Raw genomic sequence first — 16568 nt, forward strand, 5'->3', positions numbered from 1 at the left:
GGCGTGAAGTTCAATTGGAGGAGAGTGGCGATGGCGGGAGCGGGAAGTATTGGTGAAATGGTGTTGCTGATTCGAGGGGCGCTCAAGGAGCACTGTATCGATGTGCTTGAGCAACTGGATCAGCGAATCGAGGCTGATGAGGCTGCCTTTGAGGCTTTGGCAGACCAATATCAAGAAGGTCTAAAGGGACTCCGCGGACAGGTGGAGCAAGGAGGGGCTGAGGTCACGGCCGAGCTCGATGCGCTCCAAAGCGTCATAGATGCCGAAGCGAATCGGTTTTTTGAGGTGATTGAGCAGGTATCTCAGGCCAGCTCAACATTTGATGATGTCATTGCCCAGGGGGAGCAGCAGTTCTCAGACCTTCAAGCCGAACTGCTCGCCGCACTCGATGAAACGGAGCGATTGGTCGAGGATGCGTCGAGGGTACTCTCCGAGCACCATGACCGACTGGCCCAGGTGACCGGAGACCTTCTCGACACGGCGGGTCAGGGCGTTGATGCTGTCGTGCAGGCAATAGGTGACTTCGGCAAGGCCCGTGATGCGGTTTTCGAGGAGCTCGGCGCCCTCATGCAGCAGGTGGCCGATGCGCTCGGACAGAGCGACAGCGTGCTGCTGAGCGACTGGGGTTCGAGCATCGAGCAATTGGGGCAGGGGGCTGATCAGCTATTCGTCCAGGATCTCGGCTCAAGCCTGCGCAGTGATGCCGATCAACTCACCCAGGCCCTGGGCTTCCTTCAGGGCAACGCCGATCGTCTCTCCGACGTCTTTGGCGGTGATGTGGGTGATCTGCTGAATGCGCTCAAGGAGATCTCCGGCCTGATCGAACGCATCAAACCGCTGCTGGAGCAGGTTGAAATGCTTATTTAATGGGGGCCGAATCATGAGTTACATGGAACTTCAGGCAAATATCGATAGCCGCTTTAACCAGCTTCGCAACAGTCACCTTGAAGGGCTGGATGTCTTTCAGGCCCTGCAGTCTGTCGAACTGGTTGGCATTGATGAATCCATGACGGGTGTTGATCCCATCACGGACGCGATCTCCCACGCAGATGAGGGCTTCGCGAATCATCTGAGCAGCGTGCAGACGTTGAAGGATCAGGTCATTCCCGATGGCTTTGCCGCTGCCGAGATCCCGATCGCCCCTGCATCCGACGAATTGCATAGTCGATCCGATCAATGGGCGCAGGGGGCTGCCCAAGTGCAAGAGCACGTGCAACAGGCGATTACCGACGATCAGCGCTTGCGCGATGCCGATGTGAGTGTCTACGACGAGTTTCGGGCTGGTGTCGAGCAATTTGAGCAGGGTTTCAAGACCAGTCTCGACGCATTGGCGCAACAGCTTGAAGCCTTTCGCAGCGACACCCAGGACACCCGACAGCCAGCCTACCTTGACGTCCTCCAGAATTTCAACGACACGCTCCGCGAGATTGGTGATGCACGCATACCCGATGCGGATTCAGCCTTCCGGGGGAGCTTCGATGCGAGTCAGGAAAACTTCATGCAGGTCGCCGAGTCCGTGGGCAACGCTTACCTGCAGTTTGCCCAGTCCACGCTGATCGATCTGGAGCGGTTCACTTCAGATCAGTTCTCGAATGTGTGGCAGCGCGAGGTCGAGCGATTGCAGGACGCCGTTCTGCAACGCGCCTCCGACGAAATAACCGATTCGATCACCGAGACGGAGCTCAGCGTGGCGATCTCGGGGGCGCTCACGCCAATCATGCCCGAGCTGATTGCCTTCCATAAGGCGGTTTCCGCACTGGAAGACGCCATTCAGATCTTCAAGGACGCCAAACGTCTTTTCGGCGGCTGAGCCCTGATACCCAAACCTGGAGAACGCTCATGAACGAGCAATCGGAGAGATTACTCAAGGACGGCGAGATACTCGTCGCCGACATCGATTCACTGGACGACGCCGCAGCACGCCTGAGAGAGCGCGTTGCAGCCCTGCAGGATCAATTACTGGAGGATCGTGAGGCGATTGCGTCCGAGGCCGCGTCCCTTCAGCAGGAGCTCGAAACCCTGCGCGAGGAGGCCGACCAACACGCGTCACGGCTTGCCGACCTTGCATCCACGCTTGCCGCTGAAGTGCAGGCGGCAGTCAACGAACTCGACGCGGCGGCGCAGGACATCGCCGCTGCGTTGGACGAAACCCGCACAACATTTGAAGGCGAAAGTGGGCGGGTCGAAAGCGCCAGATCGGCCTTTGCGCAGCAGCACGAAGCGCATGTGGCCTCCGCAGACCAACAGAACACCGCCGTACTGCAGGCCCATGAGGATACGCGCGGCCGATACGAAGCCTCCGAGCGGCGCATTGCCGAGAGTACGGAACACGCCAGCGCGACCCAGAGCCGACTCGCCACCATTGCAGAAGAGTTCGGCGCGGCCACCGGAGAGCAACAGCAGCAACTGGCATCCTCCACAGAAGAAGAGGTGTTCCGTAAGTCCGAGGAGATTGTCCGGGAGCTGGTCGAGAAGCTGAAGCAGCTCACGGACGAGGTGATGCGGGCGAGGACAGAAGCACATCAGGAGGAACTCGGCGACGCCTTGAACACCCAGGTGCAAGACGTGCTCGACGAGCTGCTGGGCAGGGTGACGCAGACGCTCGAATCCGTCTCCACGCGCATCGCTGGCGGCTGCGACGGCAATCGTGAGTGCCGCAATGCCATGGCGCCCGTACGCGAGGCGCTGGACGACCTCGTCGAACCGATCAAGACGGTGCTCGAGAACGTCAAGCACATCGCCGGCATCGTCGGCTTTCACGCATAGGGAGAACGAACATGGCGGAAGATGTACGCGACCAGGCGGACCAGGAACTTGCCGAGTTCCAGCAATTTGTGGATGACTGCCGTGGATACCAGACAGCCCTTGCCCAGGATGTCGAAGCAGCCGAGCACCTTCTCGATGCGGTGGCGCAGCGGTCAAGGGCGTTTCGCTCGGCGGCCGTGCAGCGGATCGCGACGTTGCGTCAGGGTATTGATGAAGTACGCAGCGAGTTTCAAAGCCAACTGAGCGCGGTGGAGGAGCGCAGCCTTGAAACGGCCCAGCATGCGCGCCAGGCTGCCGAGACCTTCCGGGGCAGGATAGACGAAATGGCGAGCCGGCTTGCCGAGTTGCGTGGTCGGCTGGAGTCTGCAGCAGCCCTCGTCGAGACCGGCGTCGAGGCCGTGTCGCAACGGGCAGGCCAGCTCGACTCCGCCCGCCAGCAGATGGTGCAGCGGCTGCTCGAACAGAAGGCAAACGTCGAACAGACGACCGAAACACGCGTCGAGAATGACGCCGCACGCCATATTCAGACCTTCGACACCGAAGCCGACCGGTTTGAAAGCGAGTTCCGAAACGGGTTTGACCGGGCTATCGAGGCGGGCTCCCGGCAGTTTGTCTCCGCCTGCCAGGCGACGGTCTCCCAGCTTGAGGGCTCGGCCACACAACTGGTCAGCGAGTTTGAACAAACCGTTGAACGCACTCTGCAGCAGTTTGCCGAGATCCAGGCGCAGCAGGTACAGGCCCTGCAACGCACCATGGAGCAAACCCGGAACACCGTCACGAGCGTAGCCGACGCCTTCGACTCCCACGCCGCGGAGTTTGAAACGGCAACCGAGAACGTCAACGACGCGATGGATCAGACCCAGGTCGGGCTCAAGGTCACGGTCGGGACGCTCGAGAAGGTCAAGTCGATCCTCGAAGAGATCCGGCTGTGAGTATCGCCCTGGCCGGAACCTCCCTAGCTGCTTGTCGCAAGCTGGCAGCTTGGGCCTTGGCGTTTCTGCTGCCGGCATCTGCGTTTGCCGGGCCTCACCGCGTCGTCGACCTGCGCAACCAATCCGATGCCAGTGGTGAGTACGAGATCTCCTTCTGTGCAAGGCCCAGCCCTGCAGCTGGCGGTTTGCCGGGGCACGCCTTTGTTGCCTTCAGTCACCTGCCGGCAAGCGGGGCACGGGCATTCACGGCGCTTGGTCACACCACACACGCAGGGCCGGTTCGTGCATTGCTCAGTTACGGGGGGAGTTTCAGCGTGCCCGGCGTGCTCCAGGAAGAGCACTACACCGCCGTCAAGGAGGCCTGCCTGGTGGTCAAGGTCAATCAACCCGACTACGAGCGCGCCCTGAGCAGTAGCCAATCTGTGTTGACCAAGCTGGGGCTTGCCACCGGACAGGGGCCCGTGCTGCTGGCCTATTCCCTCGGTGCGCAAGACTGCATGAGCTACATGATGACCGTCGCGAGGGGGTTGCGCGCGCCCGGTTTGACGGTGCCGTCACGGGGCAAGACCGAGCTTCCCCTGCACTATCTGCGCCGATTCATCGACGCCAATTGAAACGAAACCTGGAGGTCGACGCGTCGTGAGCAAAGCCAATGCCCTTACTGGTGGCGCGGTGCTTACCCTGTCCGGAGCTTCGGACCCGGGCAAATCCCGCGATCACAACGAAGACAGTCTGTTGCTGGACCCCGAACTCGGCCTGGTGGCCGTGGCGGACGGGCTCGGAGGCCACAACGCCGGCGAAGTGGCCAGTGACATCGTCACTCAGGTGCTGGCTTACGCCGTACGGAGAAGGCTGTTGGCCATCGGTGGCGAACACCTTAACGCCGTTGAACTCGAAGCCGAGACCCTCGAACTGGTGCTGCGTGCGGCGCTGGTAGACGCGCACGCCGAGGTGCTCGAAGCAGCCAGGGCTGCGCAGGGCCGATCGGGGATGGCGTCCACGGTCGTGGCGTTGCTTGTACACGGCGGAACGGCGGTGCTGGGCTGGGTGGGTGACTCCCCCGCCTACCGTTTCCAGGGGGGGCGTCTGGGCTCTCCGCTTACCCGAAGCCACAACCTGTCCCAGGATTCGGGGCGACCACCACGAAACGGCGGGGCCGGCAAGTCCTTGCTGACCCGCGTGATGGGCGGCGGCGACAACATCTTCATGCCCGACACCCTCATCTTCCCCGTGTCTGCCGGTGAAACCTACCTCTTGTGTTCCGACGGGCTGACCGACATGGTCAGTGATACCGAGATCGGCGAGATCCTGCGCGCATCCTCTTCGGATCTGGAACACGCTTCCGGACAGCTCATCCAGGCAGCCAACCGTGCCGGAGGCGAAGACAACATCACTGTCGCTCTGCTGCGGATAGACCAGGCACCCCAGAGCCTGATCGAAAGGGGTGAGCAAGCCGGACACCGCGCGACGGATACGACGACCGACCACGCCCGCGGAGAGCAGCGGGCCACGCGCTCGGGAGTGTGGTTAGGGCTTGCGGGGGGGCTTCTGGTCATCCTCATGGCAGCGAGCGGAGGCTGGTGGGCTGGGGCGAAGTCCATGGTGTCTGATCACCGGCAGTCCAGGGCGGAGGATGCCGCACGCATCGCCGGCCTTCAATTGGAGCTTCAGGGCACCGAGCGGCAGCTGGGCAAACTGCGAGCCGAACTTGATCAGCGTCGCCGTGAAGAATCAAGCCCGCCCCGCGCAGGCGTGCCAAACGGCGTCATGAACCCTGCAGCTCTTTTCGGTGACGGAGCAAAGGCAACACCCCCCAATAAATCGCCTGTCGAGTCTCGGGCCAAGACAGATGCAGCGAGGGCAACAGCCGAATCCGGAAACCCGGTCTCTCGCCGGCCCAAGGCGCGTGAAAGCTCGGCGGCCCCGCACGATAGCCAGGCAAGCACCTCTGCTGACAGTAAAAAAGATAAGGGCGCGGCGGCGCCGGACAAGCCAAAGGCGCGAGATCCTGAAAAGAAATCCGATCACGCCAATGCAAGGCCAGCGGCCAAGCCAGAGGGCACCTCGGGCACCCGGCCCGGCCCGGCCTCGTCCGAATCCCCATAAGGAACACGACAATGTCCGATTCAGACAGCGTGTATGTGCATCACAGCGTGCAAGCGGAAGCCGGCGACGACGATATCCTGCGTCTGCCGGTGGGCACGGTGCTGATCGATCGACTCGAGATTAGCGGCTTTCTGGGCAGCGGCGGGTTCGGCATTGTCTATTCGGCGCTGGACCGTGAGCGGCAGGGGCGCGAATGCGCGCTGAAGGAGTTCCTCCCGAGCCAGCACGGCTGTGTCCGGGTGGGCTCCCGGGTGAGCGCGCGCAACCGCCGGGACGAAGCCGTGTTTGAACAGGGCCGCGCTGCCTTCATCGAGGAGGCGCGCCTGCTCAAAGCCCTGTCCCACCCGGCCATCGTGCAGGTGGATGAATGCTTCGAAGCCAATGGCACGGCGTACATCGTCATGGAACGATTGCACGGGGAAACCCTGGACACACGCCTGGAGCGGCACGTGTCGTGGGACGAAGAGACCCTGCGGGGCCTGCTCGAGACACTGCTTGGAGCGCTGGACTACCTGCACAGCAAACGGATACTTCACCGTGACCTCACCCCGCGCAACGTGTTCCTGGTCGAGGGCCGTGGCCCGGTGCTGATCGACTTTGGGTCTGCGCGGCAGTGCATCGGCAAGGTGTCCCATTCGCTCACGGCGATCGCCAGCCAGGGCTACGCGCCGATCGAGCAATACGACGACCATGGCCTGGAAGAGCAAGGCCCGCCAACCGACCTGTATGCCCTTGGGGCAACCTTCTACCACCTTGCCACGGGCAACCGGCCCATTGCGGCAACGAGCCGAACCGTGAAGGACAGGCTGCGCCCGGCGACAGAGGTGGCGGCGGGCCGGTATGGCGCGGTGTTCCTGAAGAGCCTGGACAAGGCCCTGAAGGTGAGCGCTGAGGAGCGCTGGCAAACGAGTACCGAGTGGGCCAGGGCCCTCAATGAAGAGTCGACGCCCCCAAAGCGTCCGCAGTCCCCTCGTCCGGATGGGGATCCGCCTCCTGACCGAAAGGCTTTGTGGATTGGCCTGCTGGTGGTGCTTTGCGTGATCGTTGGCGGAGTCTTTGGTTACCGGTACTACCAGGAGGTTCAGGCGATGGAGGCGAAGTTGCGTGCTGAGCGTGAGGAAAATGAGTCGAAAGCCAAGACCCTGCGCGCGGCTGCCGATCTCAAGGCCCGTCTGGAGCTTGAATTTCCGCCTGGTCGACACTTCAAGGAGTGTGAGGATTGCCCGGTGCTGGTGGTGATTCCATCAGGGAGCTTCGACATGGGAAGCCCGGCGGGTGAGAAGGGCAGGCAAAAGGATGAGGGGCCGATCCATCGGGTCACGATCGCACAGCGCTTTGCCATGGGCAATGTGGAGGTGACGGTGGGGCAGTGGAGAGCCTTTGTGCGAGCGACGGGCTATGTGAGTGATGCGGAAAGGAATGCTCACGGAGGAAAAGGCTGCATTTCATGGGACGTGAGTCGCGGAAAGGATGCCTACGTTCAGGGCCGGCAATGGGGCAAGCCGAGCTATGCGCAGTCGGACGAGCACCCCGTCGTCTGTGTGAGTTTTGACGATGTGGGCGCCTATCTGAAATGGTTGAGTGATCGCACCGGCAAGGCCTACCGGCTGCCAAGTGAGGCGGAGTGGGAGTATGCGGTGCGGGCGGGTAGTCAGTCGTCACGTCCATGGGGCGAAGCACGAGATGATGCCTGTCGTTTTGCCAACGTCTCGGATCGGAGCAAGGAGCCAAAGGATCTCTTCTTTTTCTCGGACAAACACGACTGTGATGACGGGCACTTCTACCCGGCACCGGTTGGGAGCTATCTGCCAAACGGCTTTGGATTGCAGGACATGATCGGGAACGTATGGGAATGGGTGGAGGACTGCTGGAACGAGAGCTTTGGGGGCGCCCCTGCGGACGGGAGTGCGTGGAGGACGGGGGACTGTGGTCGGCGCGTGTTGCGCGGTGGTGCGTGGGGCAGTGGCCCGGACGTCGCGCGCTCCGCCAACCGCAACGGGGACTTTTCCGGATACCGGTTCGACGTCATTGGTTTTCGGGTGGCGAGGACGCTTTTTTAGATCCTGAATCCTTACCCCCTTACCTCCTGCACCACGAAGGCCGCCCACCGCCAGCGCACCATGCCGCCGCTGGCAACCGGGGTGGGCCCATGTTCAACTTGATTGAGGCTTGATCGCAGATGGATACCAATGATCCCCATAGTATGTATGTCGGCGGTGCCCGCCCGCCGGATGACGATCCGCAGGAGGGGCTGCCGCCTGGCACGCTGGTGGGTGGTCGCTACGAGATCAGGGGGCTGCTCGGCTCAGGCGGCTTTGGCGTGGTGTATGAGGCCGTGGATCGGCAGGGGCGCGGGCTGGTGGTGGCGCTGAAAGAGTTCTTTCCAGTGCAGAGCAGTCAGCGCAAGCCGGATGGGTCTGTCTCGGCGCGCAGCAAGCAGGAAAAGCCCGTGTTTGCCGCCGGTCTGGAAGCCTTTCTCAGTGAAGCGCGGCTGCTGCGGGAGCTGGAGCACCCGGGGGTGGTGCGAGTGTACGACTGGCTGAGCGACCACGGCACCGCCTACATGGTGATGAAGCGCCTGAAAGGGCGAACCCTGCAGTCGATTGTCGAGGCGAAGGAGCGCCCGGACGAAGCCACCCTGCGGGGTTGGCTGAGTGCACTGCTCGATGCCCTGGGGGCCGTGCACGAGCGCGGCATCCTGCACCGGGACATCAGCCCCAGGAACGTGGTGGTGACGGATGAGGGCACGCCGGTGCTGATTGATTTTGGCGCAGCCCGGCAGTGCATTGGCAAGGTGTCCCAGACACTCACGGCGATAGCCTGCCCCGGCTACGCGCCGATCGAACAATACGACGAGAATGGCCTGGAAAGGCAAGGCCCGCCGACCGACCTCTACGCCCTGGGGGCCACCTTCTATCATCTGGTCACGTCCAACCGCCCGATGGCGTCCACCTCACGCGTGTACAAGACCAAGCTGCGCCCGGCGGCCGACGTGGCAGCAAACCACTATGACAAGACGTTTCTGCAAGGCATCGACAAGGCCTTGGAGATGAACTTCGATGCCCGCTGGCAGACCGCTGCCGAATGGCGGAAGGCACTGGAGCCGGGTCAGCGGTGGCGGCGTGTGCTTTACTGGCTTGCGGGGGCGGTAGTGGCAGTGGGCGTGGTGTATGGCTATCTGGTGGTGTATGGCTATCTGGTGGTGGATGTGTCAGAAGAGCCGCACCCCCCGGCCCCTGACCTTGTGCCTCCCCCCCCTCCCCCCCCCCCACCAGAGGAGTTTCCGCCGGGGAAGGTCTTTAGTGATTGCACCGGGTGCCCCGAGCTGGTGGTCATCCCCGAAGGGCATTTCCAGATGGGTAGCCCAGATGATGAAGCCGGGCGCGACCAGGACGAGGGCCCGATGCACGACGTGAGCATCGCGAAGCGTTTTGCCCTGGGCCGGTACGAGGTGACGTTTGCGGAGTACGACCAATGTGTGTCGGGAGAGGGCTGCGACCACCGCCCGGATGATGGAGGCTGGGGGCGCGGCAACCGCCCAGTCATCGGTGTGAGCTGGAATGATGCACAAGCCTATGTGCAGTGGCTGTCGAGCAAGACGGGCAAGGCCTACCGGCTGCCGAGCGAAGCTGAGTGGGAGTACGCGGCGCGGGCGGGGGGCTCGGCGGCCTATCCCTGGGGCGGTGAGATTGGCAGTGGGCTCGCCAACTGCGATGGCTGCGGGAGTGAATGGGACAACAAGCAGACGGCGCCGGTGGGGAGTTTTGCGGCCAACAGTTTCGGCATTCACGACACGGTGGGCAATGTGTGGGAATGGGTGGAGGACTGCAGGAATGGAAGTTACGACGGGGCGCCTGAAGACGGGAGCGCGTGGGCCACGGGTGAGTGTGGGCTGCGGGTTGTGCGTGGCGGCTCGTGGTTCGACTTCCCGGGTAGGGTGCGCTCCGCCTTTCGTCTCTTGAGTGACTCGGATGCCCGGAACAGCGATCTGGGTTTTCGTTTGGTGAGGGAGCTGGAATGAGTCGTGCATTTGCACTGATCCGTGGCATGTTGGTGCTGACGGCCTTGTATTCCCCTGCGTTGTACGCGCAGTTCGAGGATTCGGTGCAGGTGGTGCCGAAGGAGGTGTCGAAGCCGACACAAAAGCCCCCTCCGGATAAGTCACGGCAGGGGCGGGACTCGGCGGAGGCCGAGAGAAAGGCACAAAAAGCAATGGCGCGCCTTGAGGCCGCCGAAAAGGAGCTTGCCGCGCTGAAGGCACAGCAACAGCGTGAGCGCGAGGCGGTGGACAGGCGCACGCGTTCAGAAGCGGACTATCCGGCGGGGCGGCAGTTTCGGGATTGCCCATCGTGCCCGGAGATGGTGGTGATTCCGTCGGGGAGCTTCGACATGGGGAGCCCGGACCACGGGGGCTCGGATGAGGGGCCGGTGCGTCGCGTGACACACCCGAAGCGTTTCGCGCTTGGGCGGTTCGAGGTGACATTTGTGGAGTACGACCAATGCGTATCGGAGGGGGGCTGCGGCCATCGTCCGGATGAGTGGGGCTGGGGGCGCGAGAACCGGCCGGTGATCAACGTGAACTGGGATGACGCGCAAGCTTATGTGAAGTGGCTGTCGGGCAAGACAGGCAAGCCCTATCGTCTACCGAGTGAGGCGGAGTGGGAGTATGCGGCGCGGGCAGGGAGCACGGCACGGTATCCCTGGGGTGATGAGATTGGCAGCAACCGGGCCAACTGTGATGGCTGCGGGAGTGAATGGGAGCGCAAGCAGACGGCGCCGGTGGGGCGTTTCGCAGCGAACCGGTATGGCTTGCATGACACGGTGGGCAATGTGTTTGAATGGGTGGAGGACTGCTGGAACGGGAGCTACGGCGGTGCGCCTGCGGACGGGAGTGCGTGGAGGAAGGGTGAGTGTGGGCAGCGTATGGTGCGTGGCGGCTCGTGGTTTTACGGCCCGTACATGGCGCGCTCTGCCAACCGCCTCAGGTTCGACACCGGGGACCGGAGCAGCTTCTTGGGTTTTCGGGTGGCGAGGACGCTTTTTTAGGTCCTGAATCCTTAAGTCCTTAAGTCCTTAAGTCCTTAAGTCCTTAAGTCCTTAAGTCCTTGATGCCTTTGCGGCGGCATGTGAGGGGCGTGGGGGATGGTCGTTTGGGGGGGGGGGCGGGGGGCGAACCCCCCGCTCGCGCAAGCGGTCTTGGGCGCAGGGTGGCTGGCGGCCCTCGCGGCCGGTGATGGGCTTGGAATGGCTTGAACGAAGAATGGATGGGTTGCAACGATGAACGATGGAAGCATTTATCTCACCGGGTCGACACCCGCGGACGGGGATGGAGATCTGCGTGCCCTGGCGCCCGGCACGCGCATCAACGAGTTCGAGATTCGGGCCCACCTGGGCTCCGGGGGCTTCGGCATTGTTTACGAAGCCTGGGACCACCACATTCAGGTGCCCCGGGCGATCAAGGAGTTCTTGCCCAACACCGTCTGCCTGCGCACCAACACCGGGCGGGTGGATGCCTTGGGCAAGTCCCACCGCCTGGCCTACAGCAAGGGGCTTGAGGAGTTTGTAGCCGAGGGGCGGCGTTTGGCGGGCCTCTCCCACCCGGGCATCGTGCGGGTGTGGCAGCTACTGGAGGCCAATGGCACCGCCTACATCGTGATGGACTTGCTGCAGGGGCACACCCTGGCGGCATTCATGGAGGAGGCCAAGGAGGCTTCTGCCGAGCAGATCACCGATTGGCTGGCGCAATTGCTGCGGGCCCTCGTCTACCTGCACAGCGCCCCCAACCACTTGCTGCACCGGGACATCAAGCCGGCCAATGTCTTCGTCCTGCCCGATGGGCGCGTGGTGCTGATGGATTTTGGCGCCGCGCGGCAGCGCGTGGGCGAGGCCACCCAGACACTGAGCGCCATCATCAGCCCTGGCTACTCGCCCATCGAGCAATATGACGAACATGGCCTGGAGCAGCAGAATGCGCGAACCGATCTGTACGCTCTGGGCGCAACCTTCTACCACCTGGTGAGTGGGGTGCGGCCCTTGCCATCCACACAGCGGGTCATCAAGGATCGCCTTCGCCCCGCCAGCGAGTTGCTGGCGGGTAAGTTCCCCCCTGCGCTGCTCGCGGGCATAGACCGTGCCATGGGGGTAAGGCTTGAAGCGCGTTGGGCGTCGGCCGAGGAGTGGCTCAAGGCATTGGCACAAAAGCAGAAGCGTGCGCGGGTGCCCTTAGCGGCCCCTGCCGATCCCGATGCCGCCACCGGGGCGGGTGCCACCCAGGCAGCCCGAAAGCCTCGCCCGGCGGTGCGGGTGGCGGGGCTGCTTGTGGCGGGCCTGGTTGTGGGCGGTGCCACCTGGTCTTTCATGTCGAAAAAGGAGACTCCACCGCGTCCCCCTGAGCCGCCCGCTGCGGCGGACATCCCCGCTCCGCCGCCCCGGAAGATCGAAAAGAGCCCGCCCCGCCCGAGTCTGAAGGGGGGCGCCCTACCCGAAGCGGCGTTCCAGGACTGCCCGGATTGTCCCTGGATGGTGCCCGTGCCGGGTGGAACGCTGCTCATTCCTCCCCCAAAGTCCGCCAGCGGGGCGAAGGCACGCGAGCTGCGCGTCGGGCCGGTGGCAGTGGGAGCTTTCGAGATCACCCGTGCCGAATGGCTGCGCTTTGCAGAGGCCAACAAGCGTGCCGTGCCTGGGTCGGGCTGCTATGGCCTGGATGAGTCCGATCTCACGTTCAAGATGCAAAGCAAGCTGAACTGGAAGACCCCGGGATATCCGGTGGGGGACGATCAACCGGCAACGTGCGTGAACTTCCACGATGCCAGCGATTACGCGGTGTGGCTTTCCGGGATCACCGGCAAGCGCTACCGCCTGCCGACCGAAGCCGAGTGGGAATACGGGGCGCGTGCCGGCAACACCACGCCATTTCCGTGGGGCCCCGGTGCCGATCAGGCTTGCACCCACGCCAACGTGGCCGACTCCAGCCCCGCCCCCGGGACGAAGCACGAACGCAAGACCGTCTTTGCCTGCAAGGACGGCAGCTTTTACCCCACGCCGCGCGGAAGTTTCGCGGCCAATGCCCTGGGCCTCTTCGACTTCATCGGCAACGCGGGCGAATGGACTGCCGACTGCTGGCGCGAAACCCCCGACGCCGGCAAGCAGGATTGTGACCTGCGGGCGGTGCGCGGCGGCAGCTGGTTTGCCGGGCCAAGCGCTGCCAACGCGGAATTTAGGGGTGGGCTGAACACCAGCACCCGATCCCAGCAGATGGGGTTCCGGTTGGTGCGGGAGGGGGAGTGAGGGCGACAAGTGGCATCGTGTGTAATGCAGACTATCAGTATGGCTTGCGCATGCATCAGGGCAAGACTGCTCGTGGTATCGTGATCAATGACCTTTGCGTGATGCGGCCAAGCATCGATCAAGGCATGGATGCCATTACTTCTACCAATGCAGATTGAAGCCTTTTATTGGAAGTCGAACGACCGGTGTCCGCAAAAAAACGTTTTGTGACTTGTCGATCGGTAGAAAAAGTTGCTGCCAATCGGAGGGCAGACACAACTTCCGTATCGTTACCGTCTGCCGTCCGGCTTGAAAGGTAAGCGGCCAACATCAGCCAAGTATTTGTACTTCGAGGCGCGACCACGAGTGCATGAAAGGCAGTAGACTCATCAACGGCTCCGGTCATTCGTAGCTGCGTGATGCCCCACCCGTGCACATCGGCTACGCTCTTTGGATTAGAAATCGCGGCCGCACGATAATAGACGGAGGCCTCCCTAAGATTTCGACGAGACGTTGCTTCCTCCGCCAGATAATGAAAGAAGCGAGCCGAAACGTCGTCGCTGCTTGTCTCGATAATGGCGGCGCGGAGAGGAGGGTCGAATGAGTTTGAATGGATCTCGCTATAAAGTGTTGACGCAAAAAGAGAAAATTGAAGCTCTCTTGCTACTCTCAGGATCGCATCGCGACGGTCGTCAGCAATCGTCTGCGCTAGACCAAGTGAATCCCCCGACCCGAGTTCACGGACGCGTGCCGCATCGCCTGCAACATCCTTGTGAATGTATCCGTTTTGACCGTCAACGACTCGTACCTCAAGGAAGTCACCGGCCTGTGACAACCCGACAAGCTGCGTGCCAAACGGCAGCGTCGAAAGTACGTTGTCTTTGAGTAATGCAGGCGTTCTGCGAAGATTTGCCTTTCTCGACAGGATTGCCAAGTCCTGAGTCGTCGCGGTGGCGCTGGCCTCTAACGGTTTCGCGGAATACTCATGTGAAAGCTGCTGAAATATGAAATATCCTACCACCCCAATCAAGACTGCCGAAGCAGCATTCCAGTAATGAGACTTCTCCTTGCCTGTTTGTGAGGGTAGGATCTTCCCGCCTTCGCCTTTGATCAGGATAGCCGGGTTGCTATCCTTGTACAGTTCCTTGCCAATGTCGTTAAATAGTCGAACGCGAACTCTAGAATGTACGGTGCTGGGCGGTAGAACGACTTTGCTCCCCGCCCTTGTCGCTGTCACCTGGGATGCCCATGAGCCATCCAAAGTCTCGGCAATAAACTCTACTGCCGGGCAGTCTTCTGCGACCGCTCCTACTGACAGGATGTAGCTGCCATCATCGCCTGATTGCACGTTGAAAGAGACACAGCCAATCTCACTACTCATCGTCATGGACACTCGATTTTGAATTGACCCGAAAGCGCCGCGGCCTTCAGTTCAAGACTGTTAGAGACACTTAGTGTGAAGGAAAGCTTTCTGCGCTTCCAGGAGCTAATTCGATTACTTTTTTGGTGGCGGCGACTTCGGTGCGATTGCCTCCATGCCCGCTGGAGTTTCACTATCGGTTGGCGGGGCTAGGTCTTTGTGGCGGGTTGCGTGGAGCTGCTGGATTGATTTGAATTGAGCGGTTGCTTCAGAACGCCAGGTGTACAAAAAGTACGAAAAGATGACCAGTAGCGCTGTCGTAATGCCCGTTCCGACAAGTGATATGTATTTCCAGTGCGTAAGCGTACTCTGTACTTCAGAAATCATCTTCGTGGTCTTTTCGTCGCGTCTGTCAATAAGCCGCTCCACTTCCCTGAGCTGCTCTGTGCTGAGCGACTTTTCACTTGCATTCGAGCGTGGGGAGTGCTCTTGAAGCTGTGGCCTTGGTTGCTGAGCAGTTGTTGCTGAGTATGTTGGCGGACGTATGTCCGCTTGTGCTGCGCGTACAGGCCAGGCTGCAACGCGAAACTCATGATGAGCACTCTTCACGTCACCACTGGCGCTCGTATCGAACAGGAAAAAATCCGTTCCGTATGGCAAATAACTGCAGATTCGATTGAAGACAAGTGTGAGGGGGGACTGATCATCCGATAGAAATACAGCGCCTCTTTGCGCTTGATGACTGTTGAAGATGGATCGGCCGGAGGGACTGTAGCTGGATTGCAGGTCTTCAAGAATCGGCGAATTTTCGCCCAGAAATGCATTGATGACCTCGATATTTAACCCAGAGGTGAAGCGATACCCATCTGAAACACGCTCAACCAGATCGGACAGCAGGTTGTGAAGAACAGGCCCGATATCATTGGAGGTGCAATCCAGCTCTTCCTGCGTCGCGATGCCGATCGCAAGAAAGGACCCAACCCTGTTTGCATTGGGCTCTGATAGCCCAATAAAAGCTGAATACACAACTGCTGCAAACTTTCCGTCCTTCCCTTTAAGTGCCGTTCTCCTGAAGCCCCGTCGTCCCGGTCTCAAGGAGAGGGATTGGGGCATGTCCAGTTCGGATGCAGAGACCGTTATCGCCTCCTTTATGGCTTGAGTGCCGAAGGAGTGACACTTGTATCCACTGACGGTATACGAAACAAAACCACCGAAGTCCATGATGTTCACCAAAACTTCCAGGTTTTTTTCTTTTCGCTTGATATGCCTGTGAATGTTTCGTAAATACGTGAGAACAGGCGTTGGCTGGCGGAGTAGTCAAAAGTGGCAATGATGTCGCCCTCCCCGCCATCAAACGGAACAATTTTACCAACGGAAAATGGCTGAATTATGTTGCGTTTTTCGGCGATCTTGTTGTAAGTGCGAGGCATCTTTTGTTTGACAAAGTCGTCAATTGATGTCGACTCTCCGCCTGAGTAGGTGTCCCATTTTGTTACAAGAAGAATTATCCTGTTTTCGATGAGATGCGGTGCTGTTTCATTGACGAAGCTCAGAAAGTCGTCAATCATCGCATCATCCTTGGATGCATCCTGCCAAGGCGTTGTAATAAGAAAGGCTATCTTGAGTTGCGGAATTCTTAGAAACTGACCGATATGAAAAGGTAAATTTCGACCGCCCTGGTCGGTGATCATCACCTTCTTGAGATCTTCCCCGGCCATTTCCAGAAATACGAGATCAAGAGGTGTACTCTTGTTTCCGTTATTTGGCGGCTTGTATTGGGCGTGAAGCTGAATGGTTCCGCCAGCCTTGGTTCGTGGCGGGAACTGCTTTTTCTCGAATGCGCGGCGAAGCTGCTCCCATAGCGCGAGTCCATGCTTGAAGTAGCCGTCACCCGCACCATGCACAAATAGCCTCCCTTGCACCTCAGGGCGTTGCATCGCTTGAATGACTGAGCCAAGAACGACGGTTTTTCCAGCAGCAGGGGAGCCGAACAGGAAGACAAAATGCTTGTCTTCACTTGCTTCCAATAGTCGAAGTAGTTCGGCCCGGGCGTCAAATGGTGGGGCGCTTGGGCTGTCTTGCCTGCCCTCGTCAGGGCTGACCTGAAAGATTGGATTTGGATTTTCAGCTGACATTTG

13 protein-coding genes are annotated in these 16568 nt (G+C 60.7%); 10 read left to right on the plus strand and 3 right to left on the minus strand.

The features are described from left to right. The first annotated feature begins 30 nt into the window (after positions 1 to 30). The 10 genes from L6Q67_RS12720 to L6Q67_RS12765 all read left to right on the plus strand — a co-directional run bounded on the left by L6Q67_RS12720 (position 31) and on the right by L6Q67_RS12765 (position 13091). The gene (locus tag L6Q67_RS12720) at positions 31 to 867 is read left to right on the plus strand and encodes a hypothetical protein (RefSeq protein ID WP_296569857.1); all 837 of its coding nucleotides are present in this window, start codon (positions 31 to 33) and stop codon (positions 865 to 867) included. A gap of 13 nt (positions 868 to 880) precedes the next feature. Then, positions 881 to 1810, plus strand: a complete 930-nt coding sequence (locus L6Q67_RS12725; RefSeq protein ID WP_296569859.1) for a hypothetical protein — start codon at positions 881 to 883, stop codon at positions 1808 to 1810. A gap of 29 nt (positions 1811 to 1839) precedes the next feature. Beyond that, positions 1840 to 2766 carry a hypothetical protein gene (locus tag L6Q67_RS12730; protein WP_296569861.1) on the plus strand — a complete coding sequence of 309 codons (927 nt, stop codon included), beginning with the start codon at positions 1840 to 1842 and terminating at the stop codon, positions 2764 to 2766. A gap of 11 nt (positions 2767 to 2777) precedes the next feature. Next, positions 2778 to 3698 carry a hypothetical protein gene (locus tag L6Q67_RS12735; RefSeq protein WP_296569863.1) on the plus strand — a complete coding sequence of 307 codons (921 nt, stop codon included), beginning with the start codon at positions 2778 to 2780 and terminating at the stop codon, positions 3696 to 3698. After that, on the plus strand, positions 3695 to 4312 hold the full coding sequence (locus L6Q67_RS12740; protein ID WP_296569865.1) for a hypothetical protein: 618 nt from the start codon (positions 3695 to 3697) through the stop codon (positions 4310 to 4312). The genes L6Q67_RS12735 and L6Q67_RS12740 overlap by 4 nt, the downstream gene beginning before the upstream one ends. 25 nt (positions 4313 to 4337) lie before the next feature. Beyond that, positions 4338 to 5804 (plus strand): protein phosphatase 2C domain-containing protein, encoded by a 1467-nt coding sequence (locus tag L6Q67_RS12745; RefSeq protein ID WP_296569866.1) that lies wholly within the window; start codon positions 4338 to 4340, stop codon positions 5802 to 5804. Positions 5805 to 5815: 11 nt separating this feature from the next. Further along, positions 5816 to 7864: a bifunctional serine/threonine-protein kinase/formylglycine-generating enzyme family protein gene (locus tag L6Q67_RS12750; RefSeq protein WP_296569868.1), complete on the plus strand. Its 2049-nt coding sequence runs from the start codon at positions 5816 to 5818 to the stop codon at positions 7862 to 7864. A gap of 119 nt (positions 7865 to 7983) precedes the next feature. Beyond that, complete coding sequence (locus L6Q67_RS12755) at positions 7984 to 9825, plus strand: bifunctional serine/threonine-protein kinase/formylglycine-generating enzyme family protein (RefSeq protein ID WP_296569870.1); 1842 nt, start codon at positions 7984 to 7986, stop codon at positions 9823 to 9825. Next, positions 9822 to 10850, plus strand: coding sequence for an SUMF1/EgtB/PvdO family nonheme iron enzyme (locus tag L6Q67_RS12760; RefSeq protein WP_296569872.1), 1029 nt, complete (start codon positions 9822 to 9824; stop codon positions 10848 to 10850). Before L6Q67_RS12755 ends, L6Q67_RS12760 begins: the two co-directional genes overlap by 4 nt. A gap of 231 nt (positions 10851 to 11081) precedes the next feature. Then, entirely contained in the window at positions 11082 to 13091 is a 2010-nt protein-coding gene (locus L6Q67_RS12765) for a bifunctional serine/threonine-protein kinase/formylglycine-generating enzyme family protein (protein ID WP_296569874.1), read from the plus strand. A 118-nt stretch (positions 13092 to 13209) separates the two neighbouring features. Here L6Q67_RS12765 and L6Q67_RS12770 read toward each other — a convergent pair whose 3' ends face one another. From L6Q67_RS12770 to L6Q67_RS12780, 3 genes are all read right to left on the minus strand, one after another. Then, on the minus strand, positions 13210 to 14457 hold the full coding sequence (locus L6Q67_RS12770; protein WP_296569876.1) for an SH3 domain-containing protein: 1248 nt from the start codon (positions 14455 to 14457) through the stop codon (positions 13210 to 13212). Positions 14458 to 14565: 108 nt separating this feature from the next. Then, the gene (locus L6Q67_RS12775; RefSeq protein WP_296569879.1) at positions 14566 to 15660 is read right to left on the minus strand and encodes a hypothetical protein; all 1095 of its coding nucleotides are present in this window, start codon (positions 15658 to 15660) and stop codon (positions 14566 to 14568) included. Further along, on the minus strand, positions 15657 to 16565 hold the full coding sequence (locus tag L6Q67_RS12780) for a hypothetical protein (protein ID WP_296569881.1): 909 nt from the start codon (positions 16563 to 16565) through the stop codon (positions 15657 to 15659). Before L6Q67_RS12780 ends, L6Q67_RS12775 begins: the two co-directional genes overlap by 4 nt. Positions 16566 to 16568 lie beyond the last annotated feature (3 nt).

Source organism: Zoogloea sp., assembly GCF_023150065.1.
Taxonomy (GTDB): Bacteria; Pseudomonadota; Gammaproteobacteria; order Burkholderiales; family Rhodocyclaceae; genus Zoogloea.

Bases quoted from the DNA above. Each gene is read 5' to 3' on its own strand.
- L6Q67_RS12765 (WP_296569874.1), top strand. From the start codon at position 11,082: ATGAACGATGGAAGCATTTATCTCACCGGGTCGACACCCGCGGACGGG.
- L6Q67_RS12755 (WP_296569870.1), top strand. From the start codon at position 7,984: ATGGATACCAATGATCCCCATAGTATGTATGTCGGCGGTGCCCGCCCG.
- L6Q67_RS12770 (WP_296569876.1), bottom strand. From the start codon at position 14,457: ATGACGATGAGTAGTGAGATTGGCTGTGTCTCTTTCAACGTGCAATCA.
- L6Q67_RS12750 (WP_296569868.1), top strand. From the start codon at position 5,816: ATGTCCGATTCAGACAGCGTGTATGTGCATCACAGCGTGCAAGCGGAA.
- L6Q67_RS12780 (WP_296569881.1), bottom strand. From the start codon at position 16,565: ATGTCAGCTGAAAATCCAAATCCAATCTTTCAGGTCAGCCCTGACGAG.
- L6Q67_RS12735 (WP_296569863.1), top strand. From the start codon at position 2,778: ATGGCGGAAGATGTACGCGACCAGGCGGACCAGGAACTTGCCGAGTTC.
- L6Q67_RS12720 (WP_296569857.1), top strand. From the start codon at position 31: ATGGCGGGAGCGGGAAGTATTGGTGAAATGGTGTTGCTGATTCGAGGG.
- L6Q67_RS12760 (WP_296569872.1), top strand. From the start codon at position 9,822: ATGAGTCGTGCATTTGCACTGATCCGTGGCATGTTGGTGCTGACGGCC.
- L6Q67_RS12730 (WP_296569861.1), top strand. From the start codon at position 1,840: ATGAACGAGCAATCGGAGAGATTACTCAAGGACGGCGAGATACTCGTC.
- L6Q67_RS12725 (WP_296569859.1), top strand. From the start codon at position 881: ATGAGTTACATGGAACTTCAGGCAAATATCGATAGCCGCTTTAACCAG.